Genomic DNA, 24,184 nt, shown 5'->3' on the forward strand with positions numbered 1-24,184 from the left:
CTGACGAGTCTCCCCGAGGACTCGGGACGCTGTTGTTCCTCGTGCTTCTGTGGTTGTTGCTGCCCGGAGCCCTGGCGAACCTGTTCCGGGCCGTGCTGGGCCTGCCTTTGTGGGTGGGTGCCGTCGCCGGAACCGCGGGCGGGGTGGGGGTGACGTGGAAGGTGCTCGCCTGGCGGCGTGCGTGGCCCACCTACGGGCCGCTCGTGCTCATCCAGGTGCTCTACCTCATCACCACGCTGGGCTTGACGTGGCGGATTCTGGGCATCCCCGCCCTGGGCGGTCTGGTCTCGATAGGGGGAGGCGATGCCGGCAACCACGCCGCGCTGCAGATGGACTTCGTCACCCACAAGCCCAAAACCTACGAGGGTTTCACCTTCTTCCACACGCTGACGTACGGGCTGAGGTGGCTCTTCGGTCTGGACACGTTCACCAGCTTCCGCGCTGGCTTCTACCTGGTGCCCGTCAGCATGGCCCTGGCGCTCGCTGGGGGCCTCGAGTTCGTTGCCGGCCGGCTCTGGCGCTCGGGCCGCGCGATGGTGGCGGCGCAGGCCACCTTGTGGGTGGCCACGGTCACGGCGTGGCCGTTCCTGCTGTTGCGGTTGCTGCACTACCACCAGTCGGATGGCTTCTATGCCCACCTCTTCGGCACGGTACCGCTCGTGCTGGCGTGGCTCGCCTATGCGCTTCCGAGGTCCCCCTGGGTTCGCTGCGCCGCGCTGGCCGTGTTCGTGGTGTTCTATCGCTACACCTACGGGCTGAACCTTGGGGATCTCCTCGCCGCCAGTGGCCTGCTCGTGCTGCTGGAGGCCACCCGCGTATCCGGTTCGAAGTACCGCGGCGGGGTGGTGCTGCTGGGGCTCGTGTTCCTCGCGGCCGCCACGTACGCGTATTGGCGGCTGCTGCCCCTGAAGGACATCTCCGGAGGCATCACGTTCTACTCGTACGCGCGTGCGCTGCGGGTGCAGTGCTGGACGGTGGTGGGGTTGCTGGCCGTGCGCTTCCTCTCCTCCCGAGAGGAGCCCGTCGAGCGGCGGTTGATCGACTTCGCCTTGCTGTTCGCCGGAGTCAACGCCCTGGTGCAGCAGGCCTACCTGGGCGCGGGGTGGCGCGTGGACTACTACTTCCTCAAGTACGGTTTCCACGCCGTGGTGCTCCTGCTGTGCTTGGGGCTGCTCGTCATCAGCATCCGGGTGGGGGGGCTGTTCCAGAAGGGACTGGCGCGTGCGGGGCGATGGGAGTGGGCGCTGGCCGTGCTGGTCGCCGTGGGGCTCTTCGAGGTGACGCGCGGGTGGGGCCGGGCTTTCAAGATCTACGTGCCGAGCTACTGGGATCGCGTGCGCGCTGAACCTCCCTTGCCCAACCTCGATGCGCTGGAGGACCGGGGAGCCGTCGCGCTCGCCCGCCAGGTACTGCGCGAGGAAGGCAAGAGCTTTGGAGGGTATCTGAGCCCCTCGTGGCCGCGGACGAACTTCACCAACGTCGAGCTGGGCTGGGTGCCGGACGACTGGAGCCGTACCAACGGGCACTGGCCGCTGTTCGTATCGGGGCAGGTGAGGCAGGGGCCGGGCCTGTGTGTCTTCTGGGAGGCCTCCGCTTCGGATTGGGAAGGCTACCAGCGCTTCTCCAAGGAGGAGGGCTCGCCGTTGGCGGACGTCGTCCGTGGGCTTCAGGCCCGGCCGGACGCGGTGTGCAGGGAGCACGCCGCGCCCTGGGTGGCGAGCGGCTCGCGGACGCTCTGCTACCGCTGCGACTGAGGCCGTCTACGCGCGGCGGACGAGCTCCAGCACGGCCTCGCGGACGTAGCGATCGAACCAGCCCCAGGGAGACTGGGGGAGCGCGGCGAGCCGTTCCAGCTCCGCGCGGGGCATGCGCAGCAGCTCCAGACCGGTGCGGGTCAGCTCGCTCCATGCGCGCAGCATCCGTTTCTCCTCGCGCCGCAGGAGGACGCAGCTGCGGGCATTGTAGGAGAGCGCCTCTTCGCGGAGCAGCCGCTCGTCCTCGTCGAGGGAGGTGTCGAAGGCGGCGAGCCGGGCCTCGCAGGCGGCGCCCAGGGCACGCAGGACACGCTCCTCGTTGGCAATGCCCAGCGGCTTGATGGAGCCCAGGCCCGTCAGGAGCCGGGGAGCGAGCCTGGGCAGCTCGAGGGGCGCGGCGCAGGCCACGCGCAGGAAGGAGAACATCCGCTGGGTGGACGCGTGCTCGAGCTGGAGCGGCACCTTGAAAGGCTGACGCGCGGTGGGGGACGAGAGCCCGAGCAGCTTCTGTTTGGCGGAGGCCATCGCGGTGCCCTCGGGGAGACCGAGGGAGAGGAAGACCTCGTCCTGCTCGTTGTCGCTGGCCACGAAGCCGAAGTGGAGCAGGAGCAGATCATTGCTCTTGGCGCCGTAGCTGTCGTGGATTTCCAGGCCGGAGGCCACGGCGTTCTGGGCGGTCATCACGAAGAACTGGCCATCGGCCGAGGTGTCCCACAGGACATCGGGAGGCCGGCGGTGGTTGAGCATGTCCGCCAGCGGGACGAGGGCGCGCCCCTGGAGGCCGCCCACCTTGAGGCCGAAGTTGCGGGAGGACACGGAGAGCCGGGCCCAGGCGAACTCCTCGAGGGAGAAGTGCTCGTAGCCGGGGACCTTCTGACAGAGGAGGGCATGGTCCTGCCGGAGCGAGTAGCCCTGGAACTCCAGCAGCGTGAGCAGGAAGGAGCCCTTGAGGAGGGCGTGCTCGGAGTCACCGAAGAAGAGGGGGACGTGGGGGAAGGCCTCGGGCAGGGTGTCCACGTAGGGCTTCCAGAAGGAGTCAGGCCGGAGCTTCTCCTGGAGGAGGAAGGAGGCCAGGTAGATCTCCTCGTTGTCTGGATTGACGTGGGACTGGATGAGGCGCCCGATGTCGGAGCTTTTGGCGACGTCGAGGGTGATGAGGTGGCCGCGAGGAACCTGGAGGACGGCTTCACCCGCGGCGATGTCGGACCGGGCGAGCACGGAGCGCTCACCGTTCTCCTGCCGGGCGATGTGCAGTTTGGGGAGGCGGGCTCCGCCGTCCTCGAGCCAACGCAGCAGGGTGGCGAGCTTCTGATCCGAGTCCTCGGGGGAGGTCCTCAGTTCTGACGGCGGGGGAGTGGCCGATGGAGGGGCGAGCGTCATGCGGGTCTATATGTACTACGGTCTCACGCGCCATGAGCGCGTACAACGACACCTCAGGCCTACCACCCAAGGAGCCCCTCATGCATTGGCGTCAATCCTTCCTCGCACTGGCGATCGCCGGTGTTCTTTCCTCCTGCCGTGATGGCAATGGCGGAGGCGGAGAACCCAATCCCGAGCCGCCGGCACCCGAGCCCGCGGCCTACAAGGTGACCGTCGGTACCGCGGCGGGCCGGGCCGACAGCCGCCTGGCCTGTTTCAAGGGCAATGGTGAGGCCGAGTGTGGTCTGCGTCTGTATCAGATCATGGTCGAGTCCTTCGTCGATGGTGACAGCACGGCGGATTACAACACCGGCTATGGCACCAGCCCTCACAAGGGGGACCTGCAGGGAATCATCAACAGTCTCGATTACATCCAATCAACCGGCGTCAATGCCCTCTGGCTCACCCCGATCTTCAACAGCGTGCGCGTGGCCGGTCAGAGTGACTGGTCCGATCGTCTCGATGCCACCGGCTACTTCGCCTCGGACTACTTCAACGTCGACCCCCACTTCGGCACCAATGACAAGCTGAAGGAGTTGGTGGCCGCCGCCCATGCCCGAGGGTTGTATGTGTTCCTCGATGGCGTGTTCGGGCATTACAAGAACAACGCGCAGGAGTACGCCTCGCCACAGGGCCGCAAGGTCTCCACCACCGGTGGAGCCGAGGGGGAGACCGGACGGTCCGCCGTCTATCCGGCCGACCTCGAGTTCTTCAAGGAGGTCGCCGCGCATTGGGTGACCGAGTACAAGATCGACGGCTGGCGTCTGGATCAGGCCTATCAGGTGCCGGTGCAGTACTGGGACGACCTTCGCACCGCCGTCGCTGAAGCCGCGGCCAACACGAGCTACACCAACCGGGCCGGCCAGACGGTCCATCCGCTGGGCTACATGGTGGGGGAGATCTGGCGGAGCGCGGGGGAGATCTCCAGCCAGGGTTATGGCTCCACGGACAGTCCGGGGCTGCTGTCCGTGTTCGATTTCCCCGTGCGTTACAGCCTGGTGCAGACCCTCGCCGTCGAGGAGAGTGGCACTGGCAACCGCGCGGCGAGCAACCTCCACACGGGTTATCAGAACCACCTGGCCTATCCCGCCCATGCCATGCCGAACCTGATGCTGACCAACCATGACGTGGTCCGCTTCGGTGATCTGCTCCAGCGCGGAACCCTGGCGAATCCCACGGACGCGGCGTACTGGGCGCGGCACAAGGCCGCCTTCAGCTTCATGGCCTCGTACAGCGGTCCCATCACCCTCTATTACGGCGATGAGATCGGCCAGGAGTTGCCGGGTTTCGCGGCTCGCGAGAGCAACTCGACCTGCGCCGTCAACGGCCACTGCGATGACCATGTCTCCCGGACCACCGCCGTCGTGGAAGGCGTTGCGTCCACCGCCGGCGGCACGCCCGCGGTGCTCTCGGCCGAACAGGCCAGCCTGAAGAATCACGTGGCCGCGCTGATGGCCTTGCGCGATGCCCACCCGGCGCTGGCCAATGGCAGCCGCACGCACATCTTCTCGGACACGAACATCTACATCGATCGCAAGGACAAGGGAGATGACCACGTCCTGTACGTGTTGAACACCAAGGCGGACCCGGCGGTGGTCACGGTGGCGGGCACGGCCATCGGGAGCGCGGGGGCGCTCGCCGGGCTGCTGGATGGGGCCGAGGTGGTGGGCTCCGGTGGCAACTACGAGCTCCGGTTGAAGCCCTTCGAGGCCAGGTTCTTCGACATCGTTTCGCCGACGGCCGAGGGTCCGCAGGTGGGCGAGGGGAGTGATCTCTCGGGCGAGGGACCGCTGGCCGACTGCCACACCCCGGCCGCCGAGGGCCTGGGTCCCCTCAGCAAGGAGATGTTCATCCGGGGCAGCTACGCCGGCGGAGACAACTTCGGCGCGACGCCGGCGAGCCGCCGCTTCGCCTACAAGGGAAACAATCTCTATCAGGTGGTGGTCCACGAGCCGTCGCCCACCGCCTACACCTTCAAGTTCGCCAGCGCGGATTGGTCCAAGGAGTTCGCGGTGCGGAACTCCGCCGCGGTGGTGATCGCCACGGAGCAGCCCATGGCGGTCGCCGCGGGCAATGGCACGGAGTCGTCCGTCGCCATCCCGGAGGCGGGTACCTACGTGTTCAGCTTCCGCATCAACGCCACCCTCACGGGCGGCGAGATGATGGTGAGCCAGTGCCAATGACACACGGAAGGTGAGTGCGACAGGGAGGAGGAGGTCTCCCACGAGGCTTCCTCCTTCTGTCAGTGCTTTCTCGACCTAATGCGTCAAACTTGCGATGTCATGATTCTCAAACCTCCGTGAAATCGAGGAACTCAAGGCTTTCTCTTTAATTCTTGCAAAGCGATGATTCACGTGTAGAGTGCAGTGCATCCGTACCGCCGCACTCCTTCCCCCCACACGTGGAGCAGTCATGGCTTTGACCCATCGGAAGTTCCTCGTTGGTGCCGTTCTCGCCTCGGCCGCTGTCCTGTCCACCGCCGCGTTCGCCCAGGTTCCCCCCGACCACGCCATCAATGTCTGTCAGAGCGCGAGCTTCTACGCGGGCTACAACAGCGCGAGCGGCCCGTATGGCTTCAAGCGGACTCTGTATTACGGTGACAAGGTGGGCCACACGCGCGGCGCGCACCCCGTCTACAACGGCTGGGCGGCGTCCTTCGACTACGGCCCGAACGACTGGGGTTATATGCGCTACGAGTGCCTCGGCGGCTGGGGCTCCTGGTAGTCCAACCGCCTGCGGACCGGCATCAATCCCTTTCACTGAATCGAGGAACCGATCATGCGTTTGAACCGCACCGCTGTTGCCGTTGTCGCGCTGCTCGCCGCGGGTGCCGCCGCCGCCGCCATTGGCCCCTACGCTCGCGCCCGCATGGGTGTGCGCCAGACCGTCTGCGCGCAGAGCCTGTACTTGCGCACCGCCCCCAACGACGGTCCCTGGTCCGGAACGCTGGTATACGGCGAGACGTTCACGCCGGAGTCCCGCAACGGTGACTACGTGTATGGCTTCGCCTATGGCCAGCTCAACCGCAAGGGCTGGGTGCAGGACGGCTGGTTCTGCAACTGATTCGCGGCCAATGACGAGATGAGCGCGGTGGGCCCGGTTGCGCGATGCGCGGCCGGGCCCGCTGCCGTTTCCACGCGGGTGTATACCCTTGCCGGGTGAGGCGTCTCGCGCGAGGAGGAGAGGCGATGCGAATGTTCTGGGTGTTGGCGCTGCTGCCGGTGGTGGCGTGTTCCGAGAAGCAGCCGCGGCCGCAACCGGGTGGGTCCGGGCAGGACAGCGGAGCGGGTCAGGCGCTCGAGTCCGAGGCCGCGCTCGGGAACAAGGACGAGGCGTGCCCCGGCGGGACGGTGAGCGGCTGTTGGGATGCGGCCATGGAGGCCGAGATGAAGGGGGACATCGCGCGCGCCACCGGGCTGTACACACGGGTGTGTGACGCGGGCGGCGCCCGGGCGTGCAACGTGCTGGGCATCCTCGCGTCGAAGGAGGGCGCGGCTCCGGAGCGCATCTACTCGCTCTTCATGCGGGGATGCGACGGTGGCGACATGTCGGGCTGCTACAACGCCGCCATGTGCCACAAGACGGGCGGGTGCGCCGGGAAGAACGAAGCCGAGGCCACGAAGCTTCTCCGGCGCGCGTGTGACGGGGGTGACGCGGATGCCTGCGGCCACCTCGGCGCCCGGTGACGCTCAGCGGCTCTCCCGGGCCTCGCTTCCGGCGCCGGGGTGTCTTCCGAGTCCCTCCCGCTTCAGCAGGGCCCCGAGCACCGCCGCTCCGAGTGCGATGAGTGCTCCCGCGGTGAAGGGGGCGCTGGCACCGAGGGACTTGTACAGCGCGCCGCTGGCCACCGGCCCCAACGTGCGAGCGAGACCTCCCGAGGATTGTGCCAGCCCGAGGGTCAGGCCCAGCAGCGAGGGATTGGCTGCCTGGGAGGCCAGACTTCCCAGGAGGGGCTGGATGAGGCCGAGCCCCGTGCCGAGCAGGAAGACGGAGGCGATCAAGGAGAGGGGCTGGGCCGAGACGCTCACGCCCAGCATGCCGGCGCAGAGCACCAGGGTGCCGAGAATGAGCAGGCGCACCTCGCCCACGGCCTTGGACAGCGGGCCGATGAGACCCCCCTGGATGACGAGTCCCAGTCCCCCCACCAGGGCGAAAACGTACCCCACCTCCTTCGCGCCCCAGCCGAGCCGCTCCTGGGCGAGCAGGGCGAAGGCCACCTGGAGTGTCGTCATGGAGAGGAAGACGAAGAAGTAGAGCAGCAGCATGAGCCTCAGCGCGCGCTGCCGGGGCGAGCTGTGGAACACGCTCAGCCGCGAGGGGGGCTTCGCCGCGGTGGAGCGGTTCGGATGGGTCTCGGGCATGGCCAGGAGCACGCCGATCGCGCCGAGCAGGGCGAGCGCTCCCGCCGCCAGCGGGGGGAACCACGCTCCCCACTGGGAGAGCTGTCCGCCGATCATGGGGCCCAGGACGAGCCCCAGGCCGATGCCGGCCCCGAGCCGGCCCATCGCCTGGGCGCGGTTCTCGGAGGGGGTGACGTCCGCGAGCACTGCCTGGCACGCCGAGATGTTGCCCGAGGTGGCACCCGCGAGGATCCGCGAGGCGAAGAGGAGCGGCAGCAGGTGGTGGTAGCTGGCCAGGGAGAAGAGGCCCATGGCCACCGCGTTGGCCGCGAGGCTCACCAGGATGATGGGCCGGCGGCCGTAGCGATCCGAGAACCGCCCGAGGAGCGGGGTGGCGAGCAGCTGCGTGAAGGAGAAGCTGCCGAGGAGCACGCCGACGGTGAGCTCCGAGCCTCCCATCGACTGGACGTAGAAGGGCAGGAGCGGGATGACGATGCCGAAGCCCACCAGGTCGAGGAATACCGTCATGAAGACGAGCGCCTCGATCCGGCGGTGCGGCCAGGGGGCTGGGGCCATGTCCGCACTCTATTTCATGGCACCATGGAGGACATGATTCGCACGATGTTGTTGCTGTGGGTGTCCCTCTCGCTCGCCGCCTGCGCCCGCTCCACCGCGTCCCAGCGCGCGGACGGGGAGGCTCCGGCCCTGGCCTTCAAGTCCTCCGTGACGGTGCTGCTCGAGCACCGCGACGAGCTGGCCCTCACCGCCGAGCAGGTGGACCGCTTCGAGAAGTTGGAGTTCTCCCTCCACGAGAAGAACATCGGGCTCCATCACCAGCTGGAAACGCTGCGGGCCCAGAGCAAGAAGGACAACCGGCCCTGGCACGGGGGCTACATGGGCGGCGGGACGCATGACGCCCACGGAGGAAAGGGCAGCAGCTCGGGGCCGCCGGACGCCGAGCAGGCGCGTCTCGTCCGGCGCGATCGGCTGGAGCGCATCGGCTCCATGCTGCGCGAGATGCAGGACAACGACACGCTGTCCTACATGGAGGCGGAGAAGGGGCTGAGCGATGCGCAGAAGCCCCGCGCGCGCGAGCTCTTCACCCAGGAGCGCGAGAAGCTGCTCAAGGAGCTCGAGGCCCTCCACTTCCAGCTGCGCAAGGGCGACTACTGACGCCGCCCGTGCCTCAGGGCGTGACGTGGTGGATCCAGATGTTCCGCGTCGCGAGGTGGGACTGCGTGAGCATGTCCGCGATGCGCTGTCCCGGAGGCACGGGCCGGTGGAACGGGCCGCCCGGTTCCCGCTCCTCGTTCCAGGGCGTGAGCATCACCATGAAGCGGAAGAGCATGCCCTCGCGCCGGCCGCGCGGCAGCAGCAGGTTCACGGGCCAGCCGCGCTCGTGCACCACGGACGCGAGGCTCGCCGGCCGGAAGATGACCGCCTGCTCCGAGGGCCGCAGCGTGTGGTCGAACTGGTCCATCTCCATCCACATGCGGCGATCCTCGGCGAACGCATCCGCCGCCAGGTAGATGCGCACCGTCACCTTCTGCTCGTGCGGCAGCAGGTTCTCCACCCGGAAGAAGTAGTGGAAGGGCTCGTGGGACAGGTGCTGCTTCACCACCTCCCGCCCGTCCGGCAGGCGCACCACCTGTTGCGCCATGAAGGTGTTCAGCGCGTGCGTGCTCGCGCGGAAGGAGGGGGGAGGGCTGGTCCAGTACTCTCCCCCGAAGGTGGCCTCGCCCCACCGCTGGCCGTCGAAGTCCGGGGACGTCCCGCCGGGGATGTCCTTGACGAAGCACAGGAGGATGTCCGGGCTCTGGTGGGCCGGGTAGATGCCCTCGCCGAGCCACTTGCGCACCAGCACCTGGGGGCCGTGGGAGACGTCGTACGGCGGCAGGTGCGTGCTCCGCCAGGCGTCGAGGATGTCGTCCACGTGGCGGTGCCAGCGGTAGAAGAGCGGATCCCTCGCCGCGGTGGCCGGGGAGGTGAGCACCCCGGGCAGGCCCGTCTTGTTCTGGGGCGCCGTCAGGCAGCCGAGCAGCACATGGCCCAGGTGGTGGTGCGCGCCGTAGGGGCCGAGCGGGTCCGCCCAGGCCTCACCGTCCACCGAGCCCGGGTTGGACTCGGCCGTGTCGGCCAGTTGCTCCACGTGCTCGATGACCACGGGCGATTCGTCCCGCCACAACAGCCCCGAGGAGGCCGCGGTGAAGAGGAGGTCGCGGCGCATGGCGTGGTCCGTGACACCGTAGCCGGGCAGGTCCCTCGGGCTCAGGCCGGGCGGCCGGGGAGCGAAGCCGGGCAGCCCCGCGTCATAGCCCTCGTTGATGGGGGAGGCGTAGTCCCCCAGGGGCACGGTGCGCGGCATGCCGAACCCCAGCCGCTCCGTGTCGTAGCGGGCCAGCAACTGCTGGCGCAGGGACGCCAGCAGCTCCGCCCGTCCCTCCGGGTGCACGCGGCGCTCGGGGCTCGCGGGGTCCGGGTGGCCCGCCGCCGGGTACAGCACGGGCCACGCGTCCACGTGCTCGTTGAGCCCGCTGTCCTCGCGGAAGTAGTCCAGCCACATCTCCGCGCCGGGCGTGCCGGGGTTGCCCTTCCGGGGAATCTCGGGGCGCCCCGAGGGCAGCACCTGGTGGGGGGCGCGCTCCCGCAGGGGCGGCACGGACAGCCGGCGGCCCTCGGGGTGGTGGGCGATGAAGACGCGCAGCGCGTACTTCGCCCACTCGGGGTCGCCAGCGAGGGCCTGCCGCTCGGCCTCGTCCAGCACCGCTCCCAGTCCTTCGTCGCCCGGCCGCGTGTTGGCCAGCTCCATGAAACGGGCCGCCAGGGACAGCGCGAGCTGGAGGTGGGACGGCAGGAAGGGGAGGAACCGGTTCTGGAAGGAGGGAGGCCCGAACAGCGAGGGCTCCCTCCGGGCCGTCATCGGCAGCGGGGTGGGGGAGGACTCCCGGCTCAGCAGTGCCCGGGCCCGCTCCTGTGGCTCCACCGGCGCGGGGCTCACTTGAGGCCGACGTAGATGTTCTGGACGTCGTCGTCCTCGTCCATGGCTTCCAGGAACGCCTCGACCTCGGTGCGCGCCTCTCCCTCGAGCGACACCGGATTCTTGGCCACCCACGCCAGGTTCTGCGCGCTCACCGTCCAGCCCATGCCCGTCAGGGCGCGGCTCACGGTGTCCAGGTCCGTGGGCGCGGTGAGGAAGCGCGTGCCGCCCTCCTCGCCTGGCTCCAGCTCCTGCGCGCCCGCTTCGATGGCGGCCGTCTCGGCATCCGCGCCCGCTTCAGGCGGCGTGGCCTCGATGACGCCCAGGCGGTTGAAGTCCCAGGACACCGCGCCGCTGGTGGCGATCTGCCCCTTGCGGAACAGCAGCCGGATGTTGGCGGCGGTGCGGGTCTTGTTGTCGGTGAGGCACTCGACGATCACCGGCACCTGGTGCGGGGCGAAGCCTTCGTACGTCACCAGCTCGTAGTTCACCGGCTCGTCCAGCAGGCCCGCGCCCTTCTTGATGGCGCGCTCCAGCGTGTCGCGCGGCATCGAGGCCTTCTTCGCCGCGTCCATCGCCATGCGCAGGCGGGGGTTGCTGTTCGGATCAGCCCCCCCGGCCTTGGCGGAGACGATGAGTTCCTTGACCAGCTTGGTGAAGAGCCTGCCCTTCGCGGCCGCGTGCTCCGTGCGGCCCTTGTGCTTCCATTGAGCGCCCATGGAGTGCGCTCCTACCTCATTCCGGGGCCGCGTTCATCAACTCCGCGGCCCGGACCGCCGGGCGGCGCTCAGAAGTGGTCGCCGTAATCGGTCTCGGACATCCGCTGCCACATGCCGCCCTGGAGCCGGAACTTGATCTCCTTGTAGCTGACCAACCCGTTGTTGTTCAGGTCGCCCTTGGACGTGATGACCAGATCGCCATCGCCATTGAGCAGGACCTCATAGCGGTAATAGAGGTGGCCGTCGGGCGCCCAGCCCAGATCCTTCCAATGGCCCAGGTCCATGTTGAAGCGCTGCTTCTTGCCGTTCGGCTCCTCCACCGGGTTGAACGGCAGGTCCGGCGCATCCCCTCCCGGGAACTTCCCATTGTGGGCGGAGGTGTACTCGTTCAGCACGCGCATGATGGAGTTCATCATCAGCTCCCGCTCGGCCTGCTTCGAGCGCAGCATGATGTTCTGGAACTCCGGCAGGGCCACCGTGGACAGCAGGCCGACGATGCAGACGACGATCATCAGCTCGATCAGGGTGAAGCCCCGGCGGGTGTGGACGGGGTGAAGCTTTCGGTTCGCCATGACATGCCCCCTTCGAGGCGATGGGAAAGAGAGGACCGCGGGATTCTTAAGGAGAGCCATTGCCCGCGGTGGCCGGAGCCTTCGCGGTGGGAACGAGGAGCCAGGCGCCCGGACCCTGGGGCTTGAGCTGCATGCCGCTGGCCTCCTGCTGCTTGAACCACGCCTCCTGCTGCGGCGTGGCGGGTCCCGTGCGCAGCGAGCGCACCAGGATCGATCCGTCGGACGAGTTGGGGATGACGACGGTGTCCGGAGGCGAGCCCGATTGGGTATAGGCGGCGGGGGGCGCCACGGTGGCCGTGCCCTGGGTGGCGTGATAGGCGGCCACCATGGCCACCGCCAGGCCCAGCCCCACGAACAGCGCCTTGTTCGACTTCTTGGGAGCGTTCTGCGAATCCGGCTCCTGCGGCTGGAAGGTCACCTTGCCGGTGGCCGCGGGCTTCTTCGGCGCCGGATGCGGGTGGGCGGGTGCGGCCGGCTGGGCCGCGGCCGCCTTCACGTTGGTGGAGAAGTCCACCGCCTCCTGGGTCAGCGTCTCCCAGGTGCGATCAATGGCGAGCCCCAGGTCCGGGGTGGCGGGCGTCGCGGCGCGCAGTGCCTCCAGGACCCGGTCCACCTCGGCGAGCAGCGCCTCGAGCGCCGCCCGATCCACCCGGCCTCCGGCGGTCAGCAGCAGATCCTGCGCCGCCGCCAGGCGCCAGCGCACCGCGACGGCCTCCCGCAGGGAATCGGCGAGGCCCTCGTCCATGAGCGCCTCGCGCTCGGGCAGGGTCAGCTTCTCCTGCAGCCTGCGGGCGTTGGGCAGGGAGATCGCCAGCGTCCGCTTGCCGCACAGCACCTCCAACGCCTGGAGCTGGGAGGGCACGTTGCCGGGCCAGATCGCGGGCTGCTCCAGTTTCTTGTGAGCATGCGCCACCGCATCGGCCAGGCTCTCATCCGTGGTTGGGGGAACAGGGGTCTGCTGATCGTTTGACATGGGCCCACGCGGGACGACGGGGCCTCCATCATCCGCTCTCCGGGGGGCCCAACACAATCGTCCGTCCGCCCGCTGCCGCCCGGCCCACTCCAGACGTCTTCCCGCGATTCACCCCATTGAATGCTTGCAGGTGCAACAGAAGTGGGGAGGCCGGGAAACGTGGAAGGTCAGGACAGGGGCCGTCCGGTGGAGGCCTGCGCCATGCGCACCGCGCGCTCCATCAGCTCGCCCTGGGACCAGCGCTTCTCGCCCTCCAGTGCGCGGCGCTTCCACGACCCGTCCGCGTCGAGCACCCAGGCGTGGGTGTTGTCCGAGAGGCTCCGGTCGAGCAGATCCCTCACCTGGGCGAGCAACTGTGGATCCTCCACCGGGGTGAGGGCCTCCACCCGGTGATCCAGGTTGCGGGGCATCAGGTCCGCCGAGCCGATGTAGCAGCGAATCCCACCACCGCGCTCGAAGAGGTAGATGCGGGAGTGCTCGAGGAAGCGGCCGAGCGTGGAGACGACGCGGATGTTGTCCGAGACGCCGGGGACGTTGGGGCGCAGGCAGCAGATGCCGCGCACGTTGAGGTCCACCTTCACCCCGGCGCGCGAGGCGTCATAGAGGGCGCGGATCATCGCCGGGTCCACCAGCGCGTTCATCTTCATCTGGATGCGGGCGGGGCGCTCGGCGGAGTGCTCGGAGATGGTGCGGCGGATCTGCTCCAGCAGGCCCTCGCGCATGTTGATGGGGGCCACCAACAGCTTGCGGAAGGACTTGGGGCGGGCGAAGCCGGTGAGGAAGTTGAAGAGGTCCGCCACGTCCGCGCCGATCTCCGGATCCGTGGTGAAGAGCCCCAGGTCCGTGTAGAGGCGGGCCGTCTTCGAGTTGTAGTTGCCGGTGCCCACGTGGACGTAGTGGCGCACGCGCTCGCCCTCGCGGCGGACGATGAGGATGGCCTTGGCGTGCGTCTTGAGGCCGGGGATGCCGTAGACGACGTGTACCCCCGCCTCCTCCAGCGCCAGGGCCCACTGGATGTTGGTGCGCTCGTCGAAGCGCGCCTTGAGCTCCACCATGCACACCGCCTGCTTGCCCCGCTCGGTGGCGCGGATGAGCGCGGGCACCAGCGGTGACTTGTCCGAGGTGCGGTACACCGTCTGCTTGATGGCGAGCACGTCCGGATCCTCCACCGCCTCCGTGACGAAGCGCTCCACCGAGGTGGCGAAGGACTCGTAGGGGTGATGGACGAGCAGATCCCCCCGCCGCATGGCCGACATCACCGTGCTCACCTCGCCGCTGTCACTCTCGGCCTTCAGGCGGGGCTGGGTGACGGGCGTCCAGGGAGGATCCCTCAGCTCGGCGAAGCCCGGCGTGGACACCACGGACATCAGGTCCGTGTAGTCCAACAGCCCCTGCTCCTCGTAGACCTGGCGGGGCTCCAGCGCGAGCGCCTCGATCAACGGCTCGAGCATCTTGGGACTCATCCCCGCCTGCACCTCCAGGCGGATGACGTCGCCGAAGCGGCGCTGGCGCAGCTCCGTCTGCACGGCCACCAGCAGGTCCTCCGCGTCCTCGGACACGGTGAAGTCCGCGTCGCGCGTGACGCGGAACAGTCCCCGGTCCAGCACCTCCATTCCGGGGAACAGCGCGTCCAGGTGGTGGGCGATGATGTCCTCGAGCGGCACGAAGGTGGTGCCCCCCTTGAGCGGGACGAAACGCGGCAGCAGCTCCTTGGGCACCTTCACCCGGGCCACGTTCTCCGTCTCCGTCACCGGATCCCTCAGCAGCACCGCGAGGCTCAGGGAGAGGTTGGAGATGTAGGGGAAGTGCCGGCCCAGGCCGATGGCCAGCGGGGTGAGCACGGGGAAGATCTGCTCGCGGAAGCGCTGCTCCAGCAGGGCGCGCGCCTCGGCGTCGAGCTCCTTCATGGAGAGGATGCGCAGGCCCTTCTCGGCGAGGGCGGGGCGCAGCTGGCGCTCGAAGCAGTCGCTGTGGCGGCGGCCCTGCTCGAGGATGCGGTCGTGCAGCTTGTCGAGCGTCTCGCCCGGGGTGGCCCCGTCCGGCACCAGGCGCGCCACGCGGTTGCGCACCTGCTCGTGCAGGCGCGCCACGCGAATCATGAAGAACTCATCCAGGTTGCGCGCGTAGATGGCGCAGAACTTCACGCGCTCCATCAGCGGCACCGAGGTGTCCTCGGCCAGCTGGAGCACCCGGTTGTTGAAGGCGAGCCAGGACAGCTCGCGGTTGAAGAAGAGGCCGCTGTCCGGCACGTCCGTACCGGGCGGGATGATGTCCCGCTCGACGGGCTTGCTGGTGTTGTTCCGGCTGGAGGGTGTGCGCTTGGGCATGTCCGCTCTCGGATTGGCGGGGGAGCGGTGTATCAGGCGTTGCCGCGTGAACCTACAGGGAGGCGGTGTGCTCGTCGTGGCTCGGCGGGGCCCAGCCGCGCGAGGGGGTCCGCCGGGGCGCCGGCTTCAGCCCCCGGCCCTCCATGGCATAGGACTGCTCGGGGACGCGCGTCTCCAGCAGCCGTGCCAGGCACTCCGCGTGATCCGGCACGGACAGCACGCAGATGTCGAACCGGTTGCCGGCATTGTCCTGGCGTACCACGGCCCAGCCATCCAGCGGCAGCGGCTCCAGCATGTCCGCCCGCCACAGCACGTGCTCGGTGGACAGGCCCAGGTGCTCCAGCGCGTGCTCGACCTCCAGGTGCTTCATCCACAGCACGGCCTCCTGCGCGCCGTCGCGGGGGAGATCGATGAGCATCTCGAGGCCACACTCACCCTGGCACTCCCACCGGTAGCGGGGGCCCAGGCCATCCCCCTCGTCGTCGATGGCGAGCGGGGGTCCCAGGTGCTGCTCGAGCTCTGCCCTCGTGATGCTCAGGGTGCAGGCCCGGTGCTGCTTCCTGGAGAGGACGAGACGGTTCGCGGCGAGCGGCTTCATGGGGGTTCTCCTGTCGTGGAAGAGAAATCTGGTGCCGCTACCCGGGGGCGCCAAGCGGGCAGGCTCGCGATCGTTCAGTTCAGCAAACGCGCCGGCCCTGATCTGTTCACCCGTCGAGGCCCCACCGGAAATGGGATGACATGTCCCACTTCTGGGAAGCGCACGCGGCGGGGATGCCTCCCACCTGGGTGGAATTCCTTGGTGGCGCCTCGGGGTGGGGGACCCGTGGACTGGCATCCTCCTTGCTGAATCGTCTGGCCGGAACACCCCCACCCTGGAGCCCCTCTTCGCATGGATACCTTGAGCCAGGACTTCTGGCTTGCGCTTCGCAGGCTGCGCAAGAGCCCCGGTTTCACCCTGATCGCGGTGCTCACGCTCGCGCTCGGCATGGGGGCCAACAGCGCCATCTTCAGCGTGGTGGACACGGTGCTGCTGCGGCCCCTGCCCATGCCCGAGGCGGAGCGGCTCGTGCACGTGTACTCCGTGTCGCGCGGCAAGAACGGAGACACCTCCGTGCTCGACTTCCGCGACATGCGCGAGAAGAGCCGCTCGTTCAAGGAGCTCGCGGCGTCGGACTCGACGGATCTCAGCCTCACGGGAGCGGGGGGCGAGCCCGAGCGGCTCCAGGGCACCACGGTCTCGGCGGAGTTCTTCCAGGTGCTCGGCACGTCCCCGCTGGTGGGCCGCACCTTCCTGCCGGGCGAGGACGCGCCGGGGCACAGCCGTGTCGTGGTGCTGGGGCATGCGCTCTGGCAGCGGCGTTTCGGGGGAGACCCCGCGGTGCTCGGCAGGAGCGTGGAGGTGGATGGGGTCCCGTACACGGTGGTCGGCGTGATGCGTCCGGGCTTCGACTTCCCGTCGAGGTCCCAGCTCTGGATTCCGGTGACCTGGGAGGGAGATCTCATCGCCCCGTTCAACCGGGGGGCCCACTGGCTGGAGGTCTACGGCCGGCTGGCTCCGGGCGTCACGGTGGAGCAGGCCCAGGCGGAGCTCGTGGCGCTGGCCCGGGAACTGGAGGCGCAGTACCCGCAGACCAACACCGGCTGCGGCGCCGCCGTGGTGGCGTTGCAGAAGGACCTGGTGGGAGAGGTGGAGCCGGCGCTGTTGCTGCTGCTGGGCGCGGTGGGGCTGGTGCTGCTGATCGCCTGCGCGAACCTGTCCAACCTGCTGCTGGCGCGCGCGGTGAGCCGCGAGGGGGAGATCTCCGTGCGGCTGGCCCTGGGCGCGACTCCGGGCCGCATCGTGCGGCAGTTGCTGGTGGAGAGCCTCGTGCTGGCGCTGATCGGCGGGGCCGCGGGCCTGCTGGTGGCGAGCTGGAGCCTGGATGTGCTCGTCGCGCTGGGGCCCAAGGACATCCCGCGCCTGGAGCAGGTGACCATCAACGGGAAGGTGCTCGTCTTCAGCGCCGGGCTGTCGCTCTTCACCGCGCTGCTCTTCGGCCTCTTCCCGGCGCTGCAGGCGGCCCGGGCCGAGCTGGGCCACTCGCTGCGCGAGGTGGGACGCAGCAGCACCGGCGTGCGCCACCGGGCGCGCAACGTGCTCGTCGTGTCCGAGACGGCGCTGGCCGTCGTGCTGCTGGTGGCCGCGGGGCTGCTGCTCAAGAGCTTCATGCGCCTGCAGCAGGTGGATCCAGGCTTCCGCTCCGAGCACGTGCTCACGATGGACCTGTCCCTGCCCCAGCGGGAGGCGTACGCCTCGAGCGCATCCAGGGTGAACTTCTATGACTCGCTCCTGGAGCGGGTGCGCTCCCTGCCGGGCGTCCAGGCCGTGGCGGCCACCTACCACCTGCCACTGGCGGGCCGGAACATGAGCACCTCGATGTGGGACATGTCCCGGCCAAAGCCCACGCCCGAGCAGCGGCAATACGCCCAGGTTCGCATCATCACCCCGGGCTTCTTCGAGGTGTTGCGCATCCCCCTGAAGCGGGGCCGCCTGCTCACGTCCCAGGACGGCGAGCAGGGGCAGTGGAGCGTCGTCATCAGCGAGGAGGCCGCACGGCGCTACTGGCCCGGCGAGGATCCCCTGGGCCGTACCGTGCGGCTCGGCATGAACTTCGGCAACGGGGACATGGGCGGGCAGGTGGTGGGCGTGGTGGGCAACGTCCGCCACCAGGGAATCGCGAAGGAGCCCCTCCCCGAGGTGTACGTGCTCCATCCGCAGGGTTCTCCCAACGACATGAGCCTCGTGGTGCGCACCGGGGGAGAACCGCTCGCGCTGGCCCCCTCCGTGCGCGCCGAGATGCGGGCGTTGGACAAGAACCTGCCCGTGGCCCATGTCCGCACGCTCGAGAACATCCTTGGCGACGCGGTGGCCCAGCCCCGCTTCCTGATGGTGCTCGTGGGCACCTTCGCGGGCCTGGCGCTCGTGCTCGCCGCGATGGGCCTCTACGGCGTCGTGACCTTCGCCGTCTCGCAGCGCACGCGCGAGCTCGGCATCCGCATGGCCCTGGGCGCCGATGCGCGCTCCGTCCTGCGGCTCGTCATCGGGCAGTACCTCCAGCTCACCGCCATGGGTGTGGCGCTGGGGCTCGTCCTGGCCTTCGTGGCCAGCCGGCTGCTCGCGGGCCTGCTCTACTCCGTCCAGGCCGCCGACCCGTGGGCCTACGCCGGTGTGACGGTGCTCTTGGTGGGCGTGGCCCTCGTCGCCAGCTTCCTGCCCGCGTACCGCGCCACCCGGATCGATCCGGTCATCGCGCTCAGGCACGATTAGGTTAGAAACGCCCCATGAAAAGAACCCTGCCGCGCCGGTTGCTGCTGTCCCTGGCCGGGGTGTTGGCCTTCATCGTGGGTGGCGTGGGCATCGGCGGCTGCATCTTCTCCGCTCCGACGTGGAAGGGGCCGAAGACGGACCATTTCGATGGGGAGCGCTTCCTCAACCTGGAGCCCCGGGAGCAGAAGGGGAGCTTCCTGGACTGGCAACTGAACCGGAAGCCGGGCCCGTGGAAGGAGTGGAACGATGTGCCTCCTGGCCCGCCTCCACCCGAGCGCGTGGCCCGCGGTGGCCTGCGGGTGACGTTCATCAACCACGCCACGGTGCTGCTGCAACTGGACGGGCTCAACATCCTCACGGACCCCATCTACAGCGAGCGCTGCAGTCCGGTGTCCTTCGCGGGGCCCAAGCGCGTGAGGCCGCCGGGCATCCGCTTCGAGGACCTGCCCCCCATCGACGTGGTGGTGCTCAGCCACAACCACTATGACCACATGGACGTGGCCACGCTGCGGCGGCTCCAGGAGAAGTTCCCCGGGCTGCGGATCTTCGCGGGCCTGGGCAACCGCGCCTTCCTGGAGGACAAGGGCCTGCGGCAGGTGACGGAGGTGGACTGGTGGCAGGAGTTCCCGCTGGGCCCGGAGGTGACGTTGGTGAGCGCGCGCACCCAGCACTTCGCCAACCGGGGCCTGTTCGATCGGGGCGGCACGCTGTGGACGGGCTACGTCTTCCGGGGCCCGCATGGGGCCACCTACTTCGCGGGAGACACTGGCTGGGGCCGGCAGTTCGCCGAGGCCCGTGAGCGCTTCGGGCCCATGCGTCTGGCGGTGCTGCCCATCGGTGCCTACAAGCCCGAGTGGTTCATGTCCCCGGTCCACGTGTCGCCGGGCGAGGCCGTCCAGGCCAGCGTGGACCTGGGGGCGCGCTACAGCGTCCCCATGCACTACGGCACCTTCCGGCTCGCGGACGACGGCGAGGACGAGCCGGTGGAGGATCTGAAGCGCGCGCTGGTGGAGCGGGGAGGGCAGGCCCCCGAGTGGTGGGTGCTGGGCTTCGGCGAGGGGCGGGACGTTCCTCCAGTGCTGGCCGCCCCCGTTCCGGTGGTGCCCGCGCCCACGCCGTGAGCGCGGCGCTCCGGGCCCTCACGCCCAGGAGCGCTCCTTCACGAGGTGGCGAAACCCGGCCGCCACTCCGGCCGCAGCAGCCCGTACAGCACCGCGTCCTGGATCTCCCCGTTGAGGAAGTAGCGCTGGCGCTGGTAGCCCTCGCGCTGGAAGCCCAGCCCCTCGAGTACCCCTATGGAGCCCGTGTTGCGCGGATCCACGTCCGCCTCCAACCGGTGCAGCTCGAGAGAGGTGAAGCCGAACTCCACCACCCGGGCCACCGCCTCGCGCCCGTAGCCGTGGCCCCAGTGCGCGTGGTTCAGCGCGTACCCGAGACTCGCGCGCCGGTGCTGCCCGCTCAGCTCCGCCAGGGTGCAGGTGCCGATGATCCGATCGTCCTCGTGCCGGGCATAGCCCCACTGGAAGAGCGAGCGCTCGGCGAAGTGCTTGTGGATGTTCTCCAACAGCGTCTCCGCCTGGGCCCGCTCGGTGTACGCGGACCAGCTCCAGTAGCGGGTCACCTCGGGGTGGGAGAAGAGCTCGAAGAGCGCGGGGATGTCCGCCTCCGTCATCCAGCGCAGGCGCAGGCGGGGCGTTTCCAGGGTGGGGAGCGTCAAGGCACCGGTGAGCATGGTTCCTCCAGCTTAGAGTGCGTGCGCCTTCAGGTGCACCCACACCCCGTTCTTCGCGCGGATGCTGGTGCCGATGTGCACCTGGGCTTCCCGTCCTGGAACGGCGGACACGTCGTAGCGCTGGGCGATGCGGGCGAGGATGTGCTGCCCCTCCATCAGCGAGAACTCCTTGCCAATGCACATGCGTTGGCCGGCGCCGAACGGCATCCACGCCTGCTTGTGCCGCCCCTCGGAACGCTCCGGTGTGAAACGGTCCGGATCGAAGCGCCGCGGCTCCTCCCAGACGCCCGGGTGGCGGTGGATGAGGTGCGTGAAGACCACCACCATCTTCCCCACCGGAATCTGGTAGCCGTCGATCTCGTCCTCCTCCGACGACGTGCGGGGAATCCAATACGAGGGCGAGTACAGCCGGAGCGCCTCCTGCAAAACGTTGCGGGCGTAGCCGAGCTGACGCAGATCGGCGAAGCCGGGCACCCGCTCGCCCAGCACCTCCCGCACCTCCGTCCGCAACCGCTGGAAGGACTCGGGGTGGCGGGTCATGAGATGGAAGGCCCAGGCCAGGCCCACCGCGGTGGTCTCGTACCCGGCGACGAAGAGCGACACCGCCTCGTCGCGCAGCTGCGTGTTGGTCATCCGCTCGCCCGACTCCCCATCCACCGCGTGTAGCAGCAGCGAGAGCAGGTTGTCCTCCTCGGCGCTCCGCCGTCCCCGCTCGATGACCCGCATGACGACCTCGTCGATGTACCGGATCGCCTCCCGATAGCGGGCGCGGCCCGGGACTGGCAGCCATTCGGGCAGGGACTTCGTCACCATCCCCTGCATCATGTAGTCGATGATGTAGGCCATCGCCTGGCCCACCCGCTTCGCCTCGTCCGCCTCCAGGCCGCTGCCGAACATCGCCCGGACCATCACGTTCATGGTCATCCGCGAGAAGGCCTCGGCGATGTCGAAGGGCTCGCCCGTCCGGGCCGCCTGCTCCCAGCCCGCCAGGCTCTCGTCGATGGCCGCCACCATCTTCTCCGTCAGGGCGATCAGCCGCTGCGGGTGGAACGCGGGCTGGATCATGCGCCGCTGCCGCTTCCAGAAGTCCCCCTCGCTCACGGGCAGCCCGTTGCCCAGGAAGGTCCGCATCGACTCCCAGATGGCCCCGCCCTTGAAGTACTTGCGCGCGTGATCCACCAGGACGTGCTGTGTATGCCGTGGGTGGCTCAGGATGATGGCGTCGGTGAAGCCGAGCTCCAGGGTGAAGATGTCGCCATGCCGCTGGCGGGCCGCCTCCAGGAAGTCGAGGCGCTCCTTCATCAGCGCGGGCAGTGCGCCGAGGAGGGGAATGCCCGGCACCTTGGGTGGAAAGGGAAGTGCCGGCTGCTTCAAGACCGCGGATTCGTCATGGCCCAATGGAATGTCCCCCCGATACTTCATGAGTGCACGCACCAGCGTGGCGTGCCGTCATCAAAGCATGGCTCCAGGTCCACGCGCACAGGGGCCCGGGGGGAAGCGTGGCCTATGGGGAGGCGGGGCCGTGGTAGACGGCCTCGATGTTGTGACCGTCGGGGTCGATGACGAAGGCGCCGTAGTAGTCCGGGTGGTAGTGCGGGCGCAGGCCCGGCGCGCCATCATCCCTGGCGCCCATCTCCAGCGCCTTGGCGTGGAAGGCATCCACCGCGGCGCGGTCCTTGGCCATGAAGGCGATATGGGTGCGGGGGTGGGGATCCTGCGAGGGACCGATCCAGAAATAGGGCTTCTGGTCGTCTCCGTAGCCGCCGGCCTCTGGGAACTCCAGGAGCATCCGATAGCCGAGTGTGCCGAGCACCGCGTCATAGAAACGCTTGGACGCGGCGTAGTCCCTCACTCGCAGCATGATGTGGTCGAGCATGCCGCCGCTTTAGCACACCGGTGTATGCTCCTGAGCTGGCGCTTCTCCATCTCATTCTCATTTTGTGAGCGCTTCTGAGTCGCAACCCTCCCCGGGGCGGCGCGGTTGATCTGTCTGGAGTTCAGCGACAGCAAGCTGTGTTGTACGAAATCTCCCACATCCAGAGAGTCCCCGTTAGTACGGTTTTTCTGGTATAGTGGCTGTCATGCTCTTGATCTGTCGGACGTGTGGCCACAAGCAGACCCAGACCAATGCGCTGGTGCAGATCCGGCGGTGCCCGGACTGTGGGACAGACGGTCTCGTCCTCGCCTCGCACAGCCTGAGCGCGGGTCCGCAGGAGCGCCGTCAGCACCTCACCTCGGCCGTGGCGAGCCGGGTGGACTGGTCGGACCAGCCTGGCTTCACGACGTGCTATAGCCAGAATCCCAATCAGTCCGGAGACACCACGGGCGTCGCGGTGTCGCTGCTGCTCTTTCCAAACAGCGCGCTGGCCTTCTTCGTGAGCTCGGACGAGGTCTCCAAGGCCGAGGGCTTCTTGAAGTTCTACGCCTCCATTGGCGTCTCCCCCCAGCGGTTGATCCTGGTGGTGGGGGATGCGTCGGCGGAGTCGCGGGAGGCGATGCAGAAGCTGGAGCAGACACTCGATTCCCAGCAGGTGAATATCGACAAACGCGCCTACAACGTCGAGAAGAGGCGCGCCGAGATCGAGCAGGAGATGCGGGAGGCGGTCGAGGAAGCGAGGAATGAGCACGGGGACACGGAGGCCGAGGAGGTCGAGAAGAGTCTCCGCAAGAAGGGAGTTGGCGCCCGGACCAAGAAGTTCGAGGAGGTCCGCAATCAACTGGAGCAGCGCTTCGCGCTCAACGCCGCCAAGGACACCCGCCTGCGCGACAAGCTCGCCGCGTACGAGGATGCCCGGACGCGCTATGGGCAGCGGGTCTCGACGGTCGTGCTCTGGGATGGCCTGATGGAGATGAGCGGCAACCAGATGTACATCGCCGTCAACAACCCCGGAATGCGTCTGACGCGGCAATCCACGACCGAGCGCGCCTTCCGGGAAGTGCTCGGGGGATTGAACCTCACGACCATTGGTCAGACCACCCGGCATATCCAGGCGGAGATCGAGCGGAGCGGGCCCGATGTCGTCGCCAGGAAGGTGCGCGACGTGGCTCGTCTGGGCATGCAGCGGCATGGAGAGATCGCCGGCTTCGTCAATCGCTTCGCCGACAAGCTGGCTCTGGCCTCGAAGAGCAGGGGAGGGAAGCGAGGCACCGTGGTGCTCATCTGGAGCCGCGGGCTCAACGGTGATGAGATGAAGCGGCTCAAGCAGGCGGGGATCCAACCGGCCCAGGTCACCGAGGCCAACTGGAAGAAGATCGACGCCGCCAAGCGCAATCCCCACCACGTCATGACGGCGCAGCTCTACGAGAGCATCTGCCTCGCCGTGCGCCGGGCGGGGCAGGATCAGGCGGGAAGGCCGCTCATCCCCGTGGTCATTGGAGATGAGCTCCGCGTGGATTGGTACGAGCAGGATCCTGGGAGGGCCCAGGACAATCTGTGGCAGGGAGAGCAGGACGACAACCTGATCCACTTCTTCAAGCGGCTGTCCTGCTTCGCGGGAGACCGGCACAGCCAGATGGCCTTCCTCCTGGCGCTGCTGTCCGAATTCGATGTCATCCAGATTGGCATTCGCAGTGGTGGTCTGGAAGCCGGCATGTACATGGGCATTCCCACCATCTACCTCGAGGAGAAGGACTGCAAGAGTGGTGGAGAGCGCATGGCCTCCGTCAGCCAGACGGTGAGCCTCCCCCTCAAGCCGCTTCCTACGAAGAGCATGCCGTTCTTCCGCCTCCAGACGGCCTTTCCGGTGGGTCTGAACCAGGCCCGCACACGGCAGAACGTGAAGACCTTCCTGTCGGATCTCGAGCAGCGGGAATTGGTGGAATCACAGCCTGTGATCACGCCGGGCCCGGGCCCCAAGAACGCCGTGGTCGTTCGACAGCGCGGACGGGAGATCACGAAGGGGTATTACAGCGCCCTCAAGGCGGGACGGCCCAAATACCGGCCGCAGAGCGAAACCCGCGTGCTGCGCGGAGGGCTGCTCTGGGAGGAAATCCTCACCCTGGAGGAGCTGTTCAAGGCCATCGTGAAGTCTCCGCTGTGTCAGAAGTTGTGGCGCTCCCCCTGA

At 68.4% G+C, this 24,184-nt stretch carries 20 protein-coding genes; 9 read left to right on the top strand and 11 right to left on the bottom strand.

Translation table 11 applies throughout. From position 1 onward, the window contains the following. The first annotated feature begins 41 nt into the window (after positions 1-41). Positions 42-1,754: a hypothetical protein gene (locus tag BO221_RS44770; protein WP_369866136.1), complete on the top strand. Its 1,713-nt coding sequence runs from the start codon at positions 42-44 to the stop codon at positions 1,752-1,754. Between the two features lie 6 nt (positions 1,755-1,760). Here BO221_RS44770 and BO221_RS44775 read toward each other — a convergent pair whose 3' ends face one another. Continuing rightward, complete coding sequence (locus tag BO221_RS44775; protein ID WP_233166545.1) at positions 1,761-3,134, bottom strand: SET domain-containing histone-lysine N-methyltransferase; 1,374 nt, start codon at positions 3,132-3,134, stop codon at positions 1,761-1,763. An 80-nt stretch (positions 3,135-3,214) separates the two neighbouring features. Between BO221_RS44775 and BO221_RS44780 the strand changes: the two genes are divergently transcribed. The 4 genes from BO221_RS44780 to BO221_RS44795 all read left to right on the top strand — a co-directional run bounded on the left by BO221_RS44780 (position 3,215) and on the right by BO221_RS44795 (position 6,859). Further along, positions 3,215-5,356, top strand: coding sequence for an alpha-amylase family glycosyl hydrolase (locus BO221_RS44780; protein ID WP_073567067.1), 2,142 nt, complete (start codon positions 3,215-3,217; stop codon positions 5,354-5,356). Positions 5,357-5,585: 229 nt separating this feature from the next. Next, positions 5,586-5,897, top strand: a complete 312-nt coding sequence (locus BO221_RS44785; RefSeq protein ID WP_073567068.1) for a hypothetical protein — start codon at positions 5,586-5,588, stop codon at positions 5,895-5,897. A 54-nt stretch (positions 5,898-5,951) separates the two neighbouring features. Beyond that, positions 5,952-6,236, top strand: a complete 285-nt coding sequence (locus BO221_RS44790) for a hypothetical protein (RefSeq protein WP_073567069.1) — start codon at positions 5,952-5,954, stop codon at positions 6,234-6,236. A 125-nt stretch (positions 6,237-6,361) separates the two neighbouring features. Then, positions 6,362-6,859, top strand: coding sequence for a tetratricopeptide repeat protein (locus tag BO221_RS44795; protein ID WP_143196050.1), 498 nt, complete (start codon positions 6,362-6,364; stop codon positions 6,857-6,859). A gap of 3 nt (positions 6,860-6,862) precedes the next feature. Here the strand turns inward: BO221_RS44795 and BO221_RS44800 are convergent, their stop codons facing one another. Then, complete coding sequence (locus BO221_RS44800) at positions 6,863-8,089, bottom strand: MFS transporter (protein ID WP_073567071.1); 1,227 nt, start codon at positions 8,087-8,089, stop codon at positions 6,863-6,865. Positions 8,090-8,122: 33 nt separating this feature from the next. On the opposite strand from BO221_RS44800, the gene BO221_RS44805 reads away from it, so the two are divergent. After that, a complete protein-coding gene (locus BO221_RS44805) occupies positions 8,123-8,686 on the top strand; it encodes a hypothetical protein (RefSeq protein ID WP_073567072.1) in 564 nt (187 codons plus the stop codon). Positions 8,687-8,699: 13 nt separating this feature from the next. Here the strand turns inward: BO221_RS44805 and BO221_RS44810 are convergent, their stop codons facing one another. From BO221_RS44810 to BO221_RS44835, 6 genes are all read right to left on the bottom strand, one after another. Then, complete coding sequence (locus tag BO221_RS44810) at positions 8,700-10,496, bottom strand: tyrosinase family protein (protein WP_233166546.1); 1,797 nt, start codon at positions 10,494-10,496, stop codon at positions 8,700-8,702. An 11-nt stretch (positions 10,497-10,507) separates the two neighbouring features. Further along, positions 10,508-11,209 (bottom strand): YebC/PmpR family DNA-binding transcriptional regulator, encoded by a 702-nt coding sequence (locus tag BO221_RS44815; protein ID WP_073567074.1) that lies wholly within the window; start codon positions 11,207-11,209, stop codon positions 10,508-10,510. Positions 11,210-11,277: 68 nt separating this feature from the next. Beyond that, positions 11,278-11,781 carry a type IV pilin protein gene (locus tag BO221_RS44820; RefSeq protein ID WP_073567075.1) on the bottom strand — a complete coding sequence of 168 codons (504 nt, stop codon included), beginning with the start codon at positions 11,779-11,781 and terminating at the stop codon, positions 11,278-11,280. Positions 11,782-11,827: 46 nt separating this feature from the next. Further along, on the bottom strand, positions 11,828-12,754 hold the full coding sequence (locus BO221_RS44825) for a hypothetical protein (RefSeq protein ID WP_073567076.1): 927 nt from the start codon (positions 12,752-12,754) through the stop codon (positions 11,828-11,830). Between the two features lie 167 nt (positions 12,755-12,921). After that, on the bottom strand, positions 12,922-15,081 hold the full coding sequence (ppk1, locus tag BO221_RS44830; RefSeq protein WP_073567077.1) for a polyphosphate kinase 1: 2,160 nt from the start codon (positions 15,079-15,081) through the stop codon (positions 12,922-12,924). Positions 15,082-15,133: 52 nt separating this feature from the next. Further along, positions 15,134-15,679 carry a hypothetical protein gene (locus BO221_RS44835; protein ID WP_073567078.1) on the bottom strand — a complete coding sequence of 182 codons (546 nt, stop codon included), beginning with the start codon at positions 15,677-15,679 and terminating at the stop codon, positions 15,134-15,136. 291 nt (positions 15,680-15,970) lie between these two features. Between BO221_RS44835 and BO221_RS44840 the strand changes: the two genes are divergently transcribed. Continuing rightward, positions 15,971-18,388, top strand: a complete 2,418-nt coding sequence (locus BO221_RS44840; protein ID WP_073567079.1) for an ABC transporter permease — start codon at positions 15,971-15,973, stop codon at positions 18,386-18,388. Between the two features lie 14 nt (positions 18,389-18,402). After that, the gene (locus BO221_RS44845; protein WP_073567080.1) at positions 18,403-19,509 is read left to right on the top strand and encodes an MBL fold metallo-hydrolase; all 1,107 of its coding nucleotides are present in this window, start codon (positions 18,403-18,405) and stop codon (positions 19,507-19,509) included. A 38-nt stretch (positions 19,510-19,547) separates the two neighbouring features. Here BO221_RS44845 and BO221_RS44850 read toward each other — a convergent pair whose 3' ends face one another. The 3 genes from BO221_RS44850 to BO221_RS44860 form a co-directional block, all read right to left on the bottom strand. Continuing rightward, positions 19,548-20,120: a GNAT family N-acetyltransferase gene (locus BO221_RS44850; protein ID WP_073567081.1), complete on the bottom strand. Its 573-nt coding sequence runs from the start codon at positions 20,118-20,120 to the stop codon at positions 19,548-19,550. A gap of 12 nt (positions 20,121-20,132) precedes the next feature. Further along, positions 20,133-21,494 carry a cytochrome P450 gene (locus tag BO221_RS44855; RefSeq protein ID WP_233166547.1) on the bottom strand — a complete coding sequence of 454 codons (1,362 nt, stop codon included), beginning with the start codon at positions 21,492-21,494 and terminating at the stop codon, positions 20,133-20,135. A gap of 130 nt (positions 21,495-21,624) precedes the next feature. Further along, positions 21,625-21,996, bottom strand: a complete 372-nt coding sequence (locus tag BO221_RS44860; protein ID WP_073567082.1) for a VOC family protein — start codon at positions 21,994-21,996, stop codon at positions 21,625-21,627. A 205-nt stretch (positions 21,997-22,201) separates the two neighbouring features. Between BO221_RS44860 and BO221_RS44865 the strand changes: the two genes are divergently transcribed. Further along, positions 22,202-24,184 (top strand): hypothetical protein, encoded by a 1,983-nt coding sequence (locus tag BO221_RS44865; RefSeq protein ID WP_073567083.1) that lies wholly within the window; start codon positions 22,202-22,204, stop codon positions 24,182-24,184.

The organism is Archangium sp. Cb G35, assembly GCF_001896145.1.
Lineage (GTDB): Bacteria > Myxococcota > Myxococcia > Myxococcales > Myxococcaceae > Archangium > Archangium violaceum.